This window comes from Chromobacterium sp. (assembly GCF_041912965.1).
GTDB classification, from domain to species: Bacteria; Pseudomonadota; Gammaproteobacteria; order Burkholderiales; family Chromobacteriaceae; genus Chromobacterium; species Chromobacterium aquaticum.
In genome coordinates this window covers 22024-35506 of the sequence record NZ_JAYSGF010000016.1, presented here as the reverse complement: position 1 = coordinate 35506, position 13483 = coordinate 22024, and the positions used below count along the sequence as shown (strand labels likewise).

The 13483-nt window shown below is 61.3% G+C and carries 15 protein-coding genes; 7 read left to right on the top strand and 8 right to left on the bottom strand.

The window, feature by feature from the left end; genetic code table 11:
• Positions 1-2 precede the first annotated feature (2 nt).
• Together minD and minC are read right to left on the bottom strand one after the other, a co-directional pair.
• Positions 3-815, bottom strand: coding sequence for a septum site-determining protein MinD (minD, locus tag ACE3QM_RS10760; RefSeq protein WP_048409059.1), 813 nt, complete (start codon positions 813-815; stop codon positions 3-5).
• A gap of 26 nt (positions 816-841) precedes the next feature.
• Positions 842-1558 (bottom strand): septum site-determining protein MinC, encoded by a 717-nt coding sequence (gene minC / locus ACE3QM_RS10755; protein WP_231463460.1) that lies wholly within the window; start codon positions 1556-1558, stop codon positions 842-844.
• 32 nt (positions 1559-1590) lie between these two features.
• Here minC and ACE3QM_RS10750 point away from each other — a divergent pair, with 32 nt between their 5' ends.
• Both ACE3QM_RS10750 and ACE3QM_RS10745 read left to right on the top strand, forming a co-directional pair.
• Complete coding sequence (locus tag ACE3QM_RS10750) at positions 1591-1827, top strand: hypothetical protein (RefSeq protein ID WP_374421735.1); 237 nt, start codon at positions 1591-1593, stop codon at positions 1825-1827.
• 113 nt (positions 1828-1940) lie between these two features.
• On the top strand, positions 1941-2507 hold the full coding sequence (locus ACE3QM_RS10745) for a phasin family protein (RefSeq protein ID WP_048409057.1): 567 nt from the start codon (positions 1941-1943) through the stop codon (positions 2505-2507).
• A 47-nt stretch (positions 2508-2554) separates the two neighbouring features.
• Here the strand turns inward: ACE3QM_RS10745 and ACE3QM_RS10740 are convergent, their stop codons facing one another.
• Together ACE3QM_RS10740 and ppa are read right to left on the bottom strand one after the other, a co-directional pair.
• On the bottom strand, positions 2555-3280 hold the full coding sequence (locus ACE3QM_RS10740) for a hypothetical protein (protein WP_231463464.1): 726 nt from the start codon (positions 3278-3280) through the stop codon (positions 2555-2557).
• A 290-nt stretch (positions 3281-3570) separates the two neighbouring features.
• A complete protein-coding gene (gene ppa, locus ACE3QM_RS10735) occupies positions 3571-4098 on the bottom strand; it encodes an inorganic diphosphatase (protein ID WP_048409055.1) in 528 nt (175 codons plus the stop codon).
• 131 nt (positions 4099-4229) lie between these two features.
• On the opposite strand from ppa, the gene coq7 reads away from it, so the two are divergent.
• Positions 4230-4850, top strand: a complete 621-nt coding sequence (gene coq7 / locus ACE3QM_RS10730; protein ID WP_374421725.1) for a 2-polyprenyl-3-methyl-6-methoxy-1,4-benzoquinone monooxygenase — start codon at positions 4230-4232, stop codon at positions 4848-4850.
• Positions 4851-4981: 131 nt separating this feature from the next.
• A complete protein-coding gene (locus tag ACE3QM_RS10725; protein WP_374421721.1) occupies positions 4982-5635 on the top strand; it encodes a hypothetical protein in 654 nt (217 codons plus the stop codon).
• 56 nt (positions 5636-5691) lie between these two features.
• On the opposite strand, the gene ACE3QM_RS10720 is transcribed toward ACE3QM_RS10725, so the two are convergent.
• The 4 genes from ACE3QM_RS10720 to ACE3QM_RS10705 all read right to left on the bottom strand — a co-directional run bounded on the left by ACE3QM_RS10720 (position 5692) and on the right by ACE3QM_RS10705 (position 9928).
• Complete coding sequence (locus ACE3QM_RS10720; RefSeq protein ID WP_374421717.1) at positions 5692-6723, bottom strand: DUF475 domain-containing protein; 1032 nt, start codon at positions 6721-6723, stop codon at positions 5692-5694.
• A gap of 114 nt (positions 6724-6837) precedes the next feature.
• Complete coding sequence (locus tag ACE3QM_RS10715) at positions 6838-8061, bottom strand: DUF1615 domain-containing protein (protein ID WP_374421714.1); 1224 nt, start codon at positions 8059-8061, stop codon at positions 6838-6840.
• Between the two features lie 66 nt (positions 8062-8127).
• The gene (locus ACE3QM_RS10710; protein WP_374421710.1) at positions 8128-8862 is read right to left on the bottom strand and encodes a substrate-binding periplasmic protein; all 735 of its coding nucleotides are present in this window, start codon (positions 8860-8862) and stop codon (positions 8128-8130) included.
• 358 nt (positions 8863-9220) lie between these two features.
• Entirely contained in the window at positions 9221-9928 is a 708-nt protein-coding gene (locus tag ACE3QM_RS10705; protein WP_374421705.1) for a peptidoglycan DD-metalloendopeptidase family protein, read from the bottom strand.
• Positions 9929-10216: 288 nt separating this feature from the next.
• On the opposite strand from ACE3QM_RS10705, the gene ACE3QM_RS10700 reads away from it, so the two are divergent.
• The 3 genes from ACE3QM_RS10700 to tdh all read left to right on the top strand — a co-directional run bounded on the left by ACE3QM_RS10700 (position 10217) and on the right by tdh (position 13407).
• Positions 10217-10936, top strand: coding sequence for an ABC transporter substrate-binding protein (locus ACE3QM_RS10700; RefSeq protein ID WP_197081410.1), 720 nt, complete (start codon positions 10217-10219; stop codon positions 10934-10936).
• Between the two features lie 196 nt (positions 10937-11132).
• The gene (locus ACE3QM_RS10695; RefSeq protein ID WP_374421699.1) at positions 11133-12332 is read left to right on the top strand and encodes a glycine C-acetyltransferase; all 1200 of its coding nucleotides are present in this window, start codon (positions 11133-11135) and stop codon (positions 12330-12332) included.
• A gap of 49 nt (positions 12333-12381) precedes the next feature.
• The gene (gene tdh, locus ACE3QM_RS10690; RefSeq protein WP_374421697.1) at positions 12382-13407 is read left to right on the top strand and encodes an L-threonine 3-dehydrogenase; all 1026 of its coding nucleotides are present in this window, start codon (positions 12382-12384) and stop codon (positions 13405-13407) included.
• Positions 13408-13483 lie beyond the last annotated feature (76 nt).

Here is a 13483-nt window from a genome sequence, read left to right as displayed (position 1 = left end):
ACTTAACCTCCAAAGAGGCGCTTCAGAATGCCCACTTTGGGAGCATCGAGGAAACGCATCGGGCGCTCTTCGCCCAGGAAACGGGCCACCACGTCGGAATAGGCGTCGGCAACGTCCGAGCCTTTCAGGTGGATGGCCGGGGTGCCGGAGTTGGAGGCTTGCAGAACGGTCTGCGACTCCGGAATCACGCCCAGCAGCGGCACGCGCAGAATTTCCTTCACATCGTCCACCGACAGCATTTCGCCCTTGTCGACGCGGCCGGCGGAGTAGCGGGTGATCAGCAGGTGTTCCTTGACCGGCTCGCGGCTTTCTTCCGCGCGCTTGGACTTGGAGGACAGAATGCCCAGGATGCGGTCGGAGTCGCGCACCGAGGAAACTTCCGGATTGGTGACGATCAGCGCTTCGTCGGCGAAGTACAGCGCCATCAGCGCGCCTTTTTCAATGCCGGCCGGCGAGTCGCAGACGATGTATTCGAAGCCGGCTTCGGCCAGGTCGTTCAACACCTTTTCCACGCCGTCCAGCGTCAACGCGTCTTTGTCGCGGGTTTGCGAGGCGGGGATGATGTAGAGGTTGTCGCAGTTCTTGTCCTTGATCAGCGCCTGGTTCAGGCTGGCTTCGCCGTTGACGACATTGATCAGGTCATAGACCACGCGGCGTTCGCAACCCATGATCAGGTCCAGGTTGCGCAGGCCGACGTCGAAGTCGATGACGACGGTTTTGTGACCGCGCAACGCCAGGCCGGAGGAGAAGCTGGCACTGGTAGTGGTTTTACCGACGCCACCCTTGCCGGACGTCACAACGATGATTTTTGCCACAGTCGATCCCTTTGAATAATGGCTTGTTACTCGCCGAGCGCGGTCATGACCAGGCGCTCGTTCTCGAGATAGATTTGAGTTGGCTTGCCCAGAATGCTGTCGGGCAAGGCTTGTTCGATAGTTCGATAGACTCCGGCGATGGATACCAGTTCGGCCTCCATGCTGCGAGCGAAAATGCGGGCGCCGGCGTTGCCGCGCGCGCCGGCGAGCGCGCGGCCGCGCAAGGGCGCGTAGATGTGGATATTGCCGTCGGCGATCACTTCCGCGCCGGCGCTGACCATGGCCAGCACGATCAGATCGCAGCCCTTGGCGTAGATTTGCTGGCCGGCGCGCACGGGACGGTCGACGATCATGGCGCCGGTGGCCGGGGCTGGTTCCGGCGCGGCGGGTTTGTCGGCGGGTTCCGGCGCGTTTTGCGCCGAGCGCGCCGGCGTGGCGCTGCTGGTGTAGGCCAGGCCGAACTGGCTGGCGATGCCGGCCAGCGCGGTACTGGGGTGGCGCAGCGCCACCGCGCGGATGCCGCGACGGCTGAGCATGGGCAAGAGGCGGCCGTAGTCCAGTTCCGCCGGGGCGGGCAGGGCTTCCACGTCGAGGACGAAGGCTTCGGCCGGCGCGTCGTGGCCGGTGCCGAAGCGGGCGTCCAGCGCCTGGCTCAATTCTTCCAGGTCGTCAGTGCGCAGAAGGAGCGCCAGCAGATCCAGGCTGGCGGATTTTATGTCGAATGCGTTGGCCGCAGGGCTCATTGTACTTGGCTTTATGTAGATAGATTTATTCTATGGGGCGAGTGTACTGGGTTGCAGACAGGCTTTCAATGGCGTTGCTCAGTTCTGGCGGCAAAGGCCGTAATCGTCCGGTGTGGCGGGCTTTGGCGGTGGCGAGTGTTGCAATTGAGGGAATCGTCGGTGCGGTGCGGAAAAACGGGTTGTCTTGTAATGCTTTTGGAATGTTTGTGTTGCAAAAATTCATGAAAAATAGCAGCTTAGTGGTTTGTGCGCCGCAACATTTTTCTTGACGGGGGCAGTGGCAGCAGCCACAATGGTAATTGTTGCGATGCAACATCATGAGCGCAGGTTAAGTTCGCTGTCGTTGCTGAGCTGTCAATTTTGGATATTTTTAGGAGTTGTCATGTTTACCACTACTCAAGAATTCTCCGCTCTCGGCCAGTCGCAGTTCGACAAGGCCGTGCGTTTCTCCTCCATCGTGCTGGCCGGTGCCGAGCGTCTGGCCGCGCTGCAACTGGAACTGTCGCGCAAGCTGCTGGCCGACAATGCCCAGGCCATCAAGGCCTTGAGCGAAGCCAAGGACCCGAAGGCTTTTGCCGAGGTGCAGAGCAACCTGGCTCAGCCGTCCATCGATCAGGCTTTCTCCGTGGCGCGCAATGTCTACGACGCCGCGCTGGCTACCCAGAATGAGCTGGCCGCTTTTGTCGAAGAGCAGATCGCCGAGGGCAATCAGACCCTGCTGAGCAATCTGGACCGCCTGTCCAAGAACGCACCGGCCGGCTCGGATGCCGCGGTGTCGGCGTTGAAAAGCCTGGTGAACACCTCCAACGCCGCTTTCGAAAGCGTGTCCAAGACCGCCAAGAAAGTCAGCGCGGAAATCGCCGAAGCCAGCGTGGAAGCCGCCACCAATTCGGCCAAGGCCGCCAGCGCCGCCGTTGCCCGTGGCAAGAAGGCGACCAGCGCCGCTTGATGCCTGAGCGTTACCCAATCAAAAAGCCCGCAGCAATGCGGGCTTTTTCAATTTGGCGCCGCGGGGGCATGGGCCGCCAGCGTACTCCATAATTGCTGCCAGGCTTGTTGGCAGCCGCCGGCGGCGACTATCAGGCGTGCCAGGCTGGCCGCGTAATGATGCTGCCGCCACGGCGCTTCCGCGAAGGCCTGGCGCGCAGACGCGGCGTCGGCGTCAAGGCCGTGTCGCTCGAGGTAGCGCAGGGATAGCTGGAGCAGTTTTTCCCATAGTTGCCATTGCCGACGCAGCGCGTTTTCCCAGTCCAGGGCGATCGGTGTGTCCGGTGTCGGCGGCGCATGCTGGCGCAGCATGAACAGCAAGCCTTCCCAGACTTGGCGCGTGTAGCGCGCGCTGCCCACCGGGCCGCAGCGCAGCCAGGCGGCGGGCAGCGGCGCCAGTGCGTCCAGCAGTGCCGCCGCGGCGGCGGATGGCGTCTGTTCCGCGCCCAGCAGCAGCATGAAGCCGAAGTCCCGGCCCAGGGCTTGCCAAGCGCCGTCCAATTCCAGCAACTGCGCGCCATGGTCCTGGCAATGCCGTTGGCGGGGCTGCAGCGCGGCCTGGTGATCGGTGTCGATATTGATCCAGCTGCCGGATGGCAGATAAAAGCCCTGCCAATCGGCGGGCAGCCAGGGCGGAGCGCCGCCGGCGTCGGCAAGCGCAGGCAGCCCCCGGCGAGCCAGCCGTTGCTGGAGCCAGTGCAGTTGCGTTGCTGAGCCTTGGGCGATGTAGGTCACAGTGTTTCCGATTGGGCGACCGGCCGCGTCAAGCGTCGGACGGGTGTGAGTTGCCTTGTTGAAACGATACCCGCAATGCGATGGCGGGTAAAAGTATTATTTATCGTATTTAATAACCATCACTTGCTTTTCTGGAGGCGTCCAGCGGCATCGGACAGCTGCCGACGATTGTAGCAAATCTTGTCGGCATATTGCGCTGCAATATCAGTATTGGCGAATGTGTGGGCGCGGTGGCGGATGGGCATGAAAAAACCGGCGCGGGGCGCCGGTTTGCATTGGGCTCAATGGCCTTATTTTTCGAAGCGGGCGATGCCGTCAACCAGCTCGGCCTTGGCGTCGTCCAGCGTGCCCCAGCCTTGTACCTTGACCCACTTGCCTTTTTCCAGGTCCTTGTAGTGCTCGAAGAAGTGCACCATCTGGTTGCGCAGCAGTTCCGGCAGGTCTTCCAGCTTCTGGATGGACTTGTACATCGGGCACAGTTTTTCCACCGGGACAGCCACCAGCTTGGCGTCAACGCCGGACTCGTCTTCCATCTTGATCATGCCCAGCGCGCGGCAGCGCACTACCACGCCCGGCGGCAGCGGGAACGGAGTCACCACCAGCACGTCAACCGGGTCGCCGTCGCCGGCCAGGGTTTGTGGCACGAAACCGTAGTTGGCCGGGTACATCATGGAGGTGCCCATGAAACGGTCAACCACCAGCGCATTCCAGTCCTTGTCGAATTCGTACTTGATCGGAGCGGCGTTGGCGGAGATTTCGATTACGACGTTGAAGTCGCCCGGCATGTCTTTGCCAGGACCGATGCTTGCGAGATCCATCAGCGGGAATCCTTGTAGAGCGTTAAACACAGAGTTTCGATAAACCCGGCGATTATAGCAGCAGCTGCCGCGCTGCGTATCGGCCGGGTATAATCGCCGGCGATTGTGTCAGCGCGAGAAAGAACGGATAGATGTTGGACAAATGGATAGTCGAGTTCGACAAGGGCCTGCGCACCCTGTTTGCGCCCGCGCAGAGCCTGCGCCCGCACCCGGACGCGGAACTGGAAGAGACTGAGCTGGAGGCGCAGGAAAAGCAGCATGCCTTGGGCTTGATGCGGGTAAACCACTGCGGCGAAGTGTGCGCTCAGGCCTTGTACCAGGGACAGGCCTTGACCGCGCGCACGCCGCAGGCGCGCGACGCCCTGCGCCTGGCGGCGCAGGAGGAGGTGGAGCATCTGGCCTGGACCGAGCGGCGCATACGCGAGCTGGGCGGGCGCCCCAGTCTGTTCAACCCGCTGTGGTATACCGGCTCGCTGGCGATAGGCGTGGCAGCCGGGGTCTTGGGCGACAAGTGGAATCTCGGCTTCCTGGAGGAAACCGAGCAGCAGGTGGGCGCGCATCTGGACAGCCACCTGGCCTTGTTGCCGGAAGGGGATGCCAAGAGCCGCGCCATCGTCACGCAGATGCGCGACGATGAGCTCAAGCACGCCGACATGGCCCATGAGTTGGGCGCGGCCACGCTGCCGGCTCCAGTCAAGGGCGCGATGAAGTTGTCCGCCAAATTGATGACCGGAGCCAGTTACCGTTGCTAGCGCTTCAGCGAAAACCCTGGTTTAACATATATTTACATCTTTCCGCTGCGACTGGGACGATGGCTGCCGATATTGGAAAGCGAGGCTGAGGCCGGGGTTGACCCCAGCCATCCTTTATCAGGGAGAGCGCCATGTCACTCGGATCGATCAATAGCAGCTCCAGTTCGTTTTACGCCCAGTTTTCCTTGCAGGAGAGTGTGTCCCTGTCCAGCGGCCCGTCAAGTGAGGGTGGCGGGCAGGTGCAAGGCCATGGCGGCCATCACCACCATGGCGGTGGCGGTTTTGAACAGAGCGTGCTGCAGGCCTTGCAGCAGGCGGGCATCAATGTGCCGGGCGCTTCCTCGGCCACGTCCTCCTCGGCCGCCGCTGCCAGTAGCGGCTCGGATGCCGGCGCCGACGGCTCCAGTTCCGCTGGCGGGGTGCGTCAAGCGCTTCACTCCTTCATGCATGCCTTGTTTCAAGCGGTGGGCCAGCAAGGCTCAGGGTCTGAATCGGCATCCACGGACCAGGATGGCTCGGGAGGCGATGCCTCCGGTCCCAGTTCGCCATTCGGCAACTTCCAGACCAATTTGCAGCAACTGCTGCAAGATATGGCGAATGGCACGCAGAGCGATGCCACCAGCGCGCTGAGCAGCGCGTTCCAGAACTTGCAGCAAGCGCTGGGCAACTCAGGCTCTGGTCAGAGCCAGTCCTCCTTGCAGTCCTTCTTGCAGAATCTAAGCCAGGATTTATCGCAGAATGCAGCGAATGCGGGGATAGGCGCGGTGGTGAACACCTCGGCTTGAGCGGGAAAACGTTTGTCGACGGGCCCGCATGCGGGCCCGTTTGCTTTAAACCTGTTTTAGCGGCGGCGATGTTTGGACGGCAGGCTGGTGACAATGCCCAGGCCGATGATGACGACACTGATCAGACCTGTGGTCACTTCACCCAGCTCGATGTGGAGAGCGGCGGCGAACATGATGGCGACCAGGGCGGCGATTGCCCAGAACGCCGAGGTTTCCAGGTATTTGAACTGGCCGATGATATTGCGCTCCACCAGCAGTATGGTCATTGAGCGCACGAACATCGCGCCGATGCCAAGGCCGGCGGCGATCAGCCAGAAATTATTGGTGATGGCGAAGGCGGCGATGACGCCATCCATGGAAAAGCTGGCATCCAGTGTTTCCAGGTAGACGAAGCCGATCAGGCCGTTCTTGGCCGCTGCGGTCTGAATGTCCATGCCGCCGAACAGCTGCTTGAACGCATGCAGCGCCATGAATACCACATAGCCCCAGAAGCAACTGCTGAGGAACTCCAGTTTCTGGTCTTCGGGGATTGCCGCCGTCACCAGCGCGATCAGCAGGATGGCGAGCAGCGACTGTGCGTTCTCCACCGAACCCAGCCGCGCCAGCAGCGGCTCGATGGCCGGCAGCCAGTGTTCGTCTTTTTCCTTCTTGACGAAATATTCCACCACCACCATCAACAGGAAGGTGGCGCCGAAGCCCATGATCATCAGGTGGGAGTCATGCATGATCTGCTGGTAGCGCAGCGGTTCGCGGGTGGCGATGGCAAAGGCTTCCAACAGCGGCGTGTCGCCGGCTACGGACACGATCAGCAGCGGAAACAGAATGCGCATGCCGAACACCGCCACCGCGATGCCCAGGGTCATGAAGATATTGCGCCACAGCGGGCTCATCGCCTGCAGCACCGTGGCGTTGACCACGGCATTGTCGAAGGACACGCTGGTTTCCAATATCGCCAGCACCAGGGCGGTGACGAGAAAAGAGCCGGCCACGGCGGGGCCGCCGACTTGAAAACCGTACCAGCCGGTGGCGGCCAGCACGATGGCGCTGAACAGCAGCGATCCGGTGAAGTAAGAGAGCGTGGTGCGCATGATGATTTCTAGCTGTTGTCAGGCCGGGCCAAGGCGCCCGGCATCCCCGCCGCAAAGCGGGGTTTGCGGCGATTATAGCAGCCCGGCTGTCAACGCTCAGGCCGCGCGGAGGTGTCAGCGCGCGCGTTCCAGGCAGCGCTGATAGCGGCCATCGACGCGTTTGGCGAACCATTCCGTGGTCAGCTTGCGGGTGATCTTGGGGCTTTTCAGATCGATCTGCGGCAGTTGCTCGCGCGCCGCGGGCTTGCCGAAGCGCTGGTCCGCCAGCGCATAGGTTTTGCGGTAGAGCTCGCTTTGGCCAAAGGCGGCGCTTTTTTCCAGTTTAAGGTCGCGCATAATCTCGCCCTGCCCCATGCCCAGCTTGCCGCCCAGGCTGATGACCGCGCTCTGGGTGGCGCTGGCATAGACCCTGCCGTCCTTGTAGCTAAGCAGATCGCCGTCCAGCGTCAGATCCTTGCCGCTGAGTTTTTCCATCACGGCTTGGAAGGCCGCGTTGCGGCTGCTGTAGCGGCCGGCGTTGAAATCGGCGAAACGGTACAGCATCTGGCTATACGGCGCCGGGTATTGCAGCAGGATGGCGGCACCGAAATAAACGCCGCCACGGCGGGTGAACACTTCTTGGCGCACGCTGCCGCTACGCGGATAGGGGTAGGGCCAGACTTTGACGTGGCCATCGGCGAATTCGACGCTGACCTGCATCGGGCCGCCGGTGCGGATCGGGTTCTTCATATTCATCGGCAGGCCCAGCTTGCTGGCCTCGCGCGCCATGTCCTCGAACAAATCGTTCATTTCCCGCTCGGTGCGCAGGCTGTCGATGCGCGCTTTGTAACTCTTGCCGTTGGGCGAGGTTTTCAGCAAGGCCGCTTTCACCACCGGTAGCGGAATCAGATAACCGTGGGCACGCTCGGCTATCTTGTCCCAGACAATGGCGGGCAGATTGGGCACGGTGGGGTCGGCCTGCCAACTGGACTCTTGTTCGATCACCGCCGCCAGTGCGCAGAAATTCTCCGCGGTGTAGGGGATTTTCAGGTGGGTGAAGGCCGAGAGCATGTCGTTGCTCCAGCCCTGACGGTCGCGGATCTTGGGCGGCAGCACGCGATTGAGCAAGAGCCGCCCGGCCTGAGGGTCGCTGTAGGCGGGGCGGGGAGGCTGCACCGCCACTGGTGGGGTGGCTGTCGGCGTTTCAAGCGGTGGCAGCGCATCCGGCTCCGGTGGGGGCGCGGACGGCGCCACAATGATGGGGGCGGTGGGGGCAGCAGGCTGAGCGGGCCGACTCACATTGGCGCAGGCGCTCAGCAGGGCCGGCAGCAGGGCGAACAGCAGCAAGGATGGTTTCACGGTAGCGGGGCGGAACGAAATCAAACCGTGAAGGTTAGGCCATCTCGCCGTCATCGGCAATCGCGGCTAGGGATTCTGGTAACGATTCACAATCTGCTTGTAAACACCGTTCTTTTGAATCGCGCGCAGGCCGTGGTTGAACTCATCCTTCAGTGTCGCGCTACGGAAGGCCATCCGGTACAGGGTGGGCGCGAACAGGCGATGAATGTCCACCGGCGCGGTTTTTTCCTTGAATTGGCTGCTCAGTTTGTGATTCATCCAGGCGAAGATATTGCGATCGGCCACCACCACGTCCACCGAGCCTCTGAATAGCAGCCGGTTCTGATCCACCTGGTTGGCGGTCTCGGCATAATTGGGATTGGCCTTGGCCATCTCTTTGTAGGCGGGACCCAGGTATTGCTTGGCTAGGGAGAAGGCCAGCACGCGATAGGCGCCCAGTTCCTTGGGGTTGTGCAGCTGGATATGCCTGCTGGCCAGAGTGATGGCCACATCTTCGTAGCTGATGTAAACGTCGGAATACTCGGCCTGCAAGCCAGCCTGTTCGCCCACGGTCGCCACCGCGTCGATGTCTTTGCTCTTCATCGCCATCGGCAGGCGTGGTTGGGAGAAGAATACCGGTTCGATCAGATAGCCGCGCTCTTGCAGCGCGGCGCGCACGATTTCGAGTTCCAGGCCGGTCTTGCCGCCCTCCATCACATAAGGCTCCAGGGATTCGCCGAACGCCACCTTGATGGTCTTCTGAGCCCAGGCTTGGGCGGCGAGGGCCAGCAATATGCCGCCAAGTATCAGTATCCGCCGCATTGGCTTGCCTTCTTGCGTCCGCTTTGCGCCGCCGCAGTGTGCGGCGCCGGCGGCTTGGGTTGTTGCGTCTATTGTACAGAGTGGCTAAGAACCTGTTCAAAGTCTGCCGCGCTTCGTGAAGCGTTGAACGGTGAATACAAGCTCAAAATGCTCATGTACCACGTGTACATTCCGCTTTTTCGCTCGTTTTCGCCTCGTCTCGCTCTTGCTCGCGAGACTTTGAACAGGTTCTAACAAAAATCAGTTCTACGGCAGAGGCAATGCGCCGACACAGACTACACCGTGGCAGCTTGTTGGCAACTCTAAAGTATTGTGAGCGCCGGACGGCGAGCAGACAAGCGCCGCGTCTCCGGTGGTGTCAGTCGGCCAGATAGGGCATGGGGTCGACCGCCGCCGCGCGGACGCGCAATTCAAAATGCAGTTTGACCCGGTTGGCCCCGGAGTTGCCCATGGTGGCGATGGCATCGCCGGTCTTGACTGTCTGCCCTTCCTTGACCAGCAGGGATTGATTGTGAGCATAGACGGTGAGGTGGGCGTTGTCATGCTGGATGATCAGCAGATTCCCGTAGCTGCGGATGCCTTTGCCGGAGTAGGTGACCTTGCCGGATGCTGCTGCGCGTATGGTGGCGCCGGCGTCGCCGGCGATGTCTATGCCCTTGCTGCCCTGGCCGTTGAATTTGGCGATGACGGGTCCTTTGACCGGCCAGGCCAGTTTGATGCTGGCCACCGGCTTGGGGGCCGGTTTGCTGGGTTCGGAGGCCGCGGGCTTGCTTGCTGGCCGGCCAGGCGGCTGGTGTCCTGGTTTGCCCGACGCCTGCGTGGCTCCGGCGGGGGGCGATACGCGAAGCAACTGCCCGGCATTGATGCTGGAAGGGTCCTTGAGGTTGTTCCAGCGCACCAGATTGGCCACGCTGACCCGGTTATTTTGGGCGATGCGGAACAGGGTGTCTCCAGGCTTGACCCGGTAAAAACCGGCGGATTCGACCGCCGCGGGCTGCGAGGTGCTGGCGCAGGCGGCGAGCAGTAAGGTCAGAGAACTGGAGATGAGGAGGGCGCGCAAGGACATGGCGCGGATTTTAGCATCGCGAGCGGTGGCTGCGCGCTTTCCGCGCGCAAATGCCGCTGGCTGAACTAAAAATCATGTTAAGGACTGCTAAGAACCTGTTCAAAGTCTCGCGAGCAAGGGCGAGACAAGGCGAAAACCGCTGAGAAGGCGGAATGTACTCGTGGTGCATGAGCATTTCGAAGCGGTACTCACCGTGCCACGTCTCACGAAGCGCAGCAGATTTTGAACAGGTTCTAACAGGTGTGATGTCTGGCGGTGGCTGGGGACATGGGTTGCGGAGGGAGAGGAATGAGGCTGGGGTGCTTGCTGGGCTTGTGGAGCATGACGGTTTTGGCGGCGGAAGCGCCTGTACTGTCGGTTTATAGCGTGGAATACCCGCCGCTGGTGATGAAGGGCGACGCCGGCAGGTCAAGTGGCATCGCCGTCGAGGTCATCGCTCAGGCGGCGCTGCTGGCCGGGCTTGGCGTGCGCATGCCGGAAATGCCGTGGAAGCGCGCCCAACTGCAAGTGCAACAGGATGCGGACAGCTGTCTGATTCCGTTCACCCGCTCCCCGGAGCGGGAAAAACTCTATCGCTGGGTAGGCTTGGTGTTGGAAAGCAACCAGTCCTTCTTCATCAATACTCATCGTTCGCTGGTGTTGAATACCCTTGATGACGTCAGAGGCAAGCGCGTGGTGGCGCTGCTGGGCTCGTCGGTGGCGGATTATTTAAGAAAAAACAATATCCCGTTCTCGGTGCTGCCAACGCCGGAAGAGGCGGAGCGTGAACTGGCGGCGGGGGTGGCGGATATCTGGGCAGTGCATGATGTGGTGGCCGCTTACACCATCAAGCAAGTGGGAGCGCCGGCTGGAAACTTCCGCGAAGGGCTGCGGATGCAGTCTACCGGCATTTACCTGGCTTGCAGTCTCAAAATGCCGGATGCTACGGCGCTGAAGCTGAGTCGGGCATTTCAGCAACTGCGCGAAAATGGAAAGCTGGAAAAGATTGTCGCCAAGTATTTGAAGTGAAGATTGTCCAAACGCGGTATCGATGGTGACAGTGCTGGTTTGGATTAAGCTTGGCTGGGTACAGTATCTGGGAAAATCGCCAGTAACTGTCACTGATCGCTGTTAAATGACTGGGCTAGAATGGTGCCAGTTTTGAGTTGTCATGAATTTGGCGGCTCGATTGGGATTCTTTTGTCATCACAGGACAAGGACAGTCATGAACCGAACCTACTTAGCCCACCTAGAAGCCACGCTGGCGCAGATTCGCGCCGACGGTTTTGAAAAGCCCGAGCGCGTGATCGCCACGCCGCAGCGCGCGGACATCGCGTTGAGCAACGGCAGCAATGTGCTGAATTTCTGCGCCAACAACTACCTGGGCCTGGCCGACGATCCACGCCTGGTGGCAGCGGCCAAGCAGGGCATGGACGACTACGGCTACGGCTGCGCCTCCGTCCGTTTCATCTGCGGCACCCAGCAAGTGCACAAGGATCTGGAGCAGGCGATTTCCGGCTTCCTGGGCACCGATGACACCATCCTGTACTCCAGTTGCTTCGATGCTAACGGCGGTGTGTTCGAAACCCTGCTGGGCGAAGAAGACGCGGTGATTTCCGATGAGCTCAATCACGCGTCCATCATCGACGGCGTGCGCTTGTCCAAGGCCAAGCGCTTCCGTTACAAGAACAACGACATGGCCGATCTGGAGGCGCAGCTGGTCGCCGCTGAGCAGGCCGGCGCGCGCTTCAAGCTGATCGTTACGGACGGCGTGTTTTCCATGGACGGCATCATCGCCGATCTGAAAACCTTGTGCGAAGTGGCCGAACGCCATGGCGCGCTGGTGATGGTGGACGATTCCCACGCCGTCGGCTTCATCGGCGACAGCGGTGCTGGCACTCCGGAACTGTGCGGCGTCGCCGATCGCATCGATATCTATACCGGCACCCTGGGCAAGGCCCTGGGCGGTGCGTCCGGCGGCTATGTGTCCGGCCGCAAGGCCATCATCGACTTGCTGCGCCAGCGCTCGCGTCCCTACCTGTTCTCCAATACCCTGGCGCCAGCCATTGCCGCCGCCAGCCTGGAGGTACTGAACATTCTCAAGGGGGGCGAGGGCGCCGAGCTACGCGCCAAGGTGCGCCGCAACGCTGAAGTGTTCCGCCAGGAAATGAGCGCGGCGGGCTTTACTCTGGTGCCGGGTCAGCACCCCATCGTGCCGGTGATGCTGGGCGATGCGCGGCTGGCCGGCGAGATGGCGGCCAAGCTGTTGGAGGAAGGGGTGTACGTGATCGGCTTCTCCTTCCCGGTGGTGCCCAAGGGCAAGGCGCGCATCCGTACCCAAATGTCGGCTCGCCACAGTGAAGAACAGGTTAGGCTGGCTGTGGCGGCTTTCATCAAAGTCGGCCGTGAACTGGGCGTGATCTGAGGCGTTGCGCCGCGCGCCCGGGCGGGCGCAGCGGCGGATAGGAATAGAAATGAAAGCATTATCCAAACTCAAGTCCGAACGCGGCCTGTGGATGACCGATGTGGCCAAGCCGGAAATCGGCCATAACGATCTACTGATCCGTATTCGCAAGACCGCGATCTGCGGAACGGACATCCATATCTGGAACTGGGATGACTGGGCGCAGAAAACCATTCCGGTGCCGATGCATGTAGGCCATGAATACGTTGGTGTGATCGAGGAAATCGGCTCGGAAGTGCAGGGCTTCAGCATAGGTCAGCGCGTGTCTGGCGAAGGGCACATCACCTGTGGCCATTGCCGCAACTGTCGCGCCGGCCGCCGCCACCTGTGCCGCAACACCTTTGGCGTGGGCGTCAATCGCGAGGGCGCGTTCGCCGAATACCTGGTGATTCCAGCCTTCAACGCCTTCCCGATTCCGGATGACATTTCCGACGATCTGGCGTCCATCTTCGACCCCTTCGGCAATGCGGTGCACACCGCGCTGAGCTTCAACCTGGTGGGAGAGGACGTGCTGATCACCGGAGCGGGTCCGATCGGCATCATGGCGGTGGCGATTGCGCGCCATGTCGGCGCGCGCCATGTGGTGATCACCGATGTGAACGAATACCGCTTGGAACTGGCGCGCAAAATGGGCGCGACGCGGGCGGTGAACGTGGCCAAGCAGGACCTGAAACAGGTGATGGCCGAGTTGCACATGACCGAGGGCTTCGACGTCGGCCTGGAGATGTCCGGTAACCCGCAGGCCTTCCGCCAGATGCTGGACACCATGAACCACGGCGGCAAGGTCGCGCTGCTGGGCATTCCGCCGGCGGACACCGCCATCGACTGGAATCATGTGATCTTCAAGGGTCTGGAAATCAAGGGCATCTACGGTCGCGAGATGTTTGAAACCTGGTACAAGATGGTGGCCCTGATCCAGTCCGGTCTGGACATCACTCCCATCATCACCCATCACTTCCCGGTGGATGCGTTTGAACAGGGTTTCGAAGCGATGCTGTCCGGGCAGAGCGGCAAGGTGATTCTGGACTGGAGTTGATGTCCTTACCGGTTGGCAAGCCCTCTCCGCGGCGCGGGGAGGGCTTTTTTGTTTGGGTCGTGGCGTCTTGATGAAT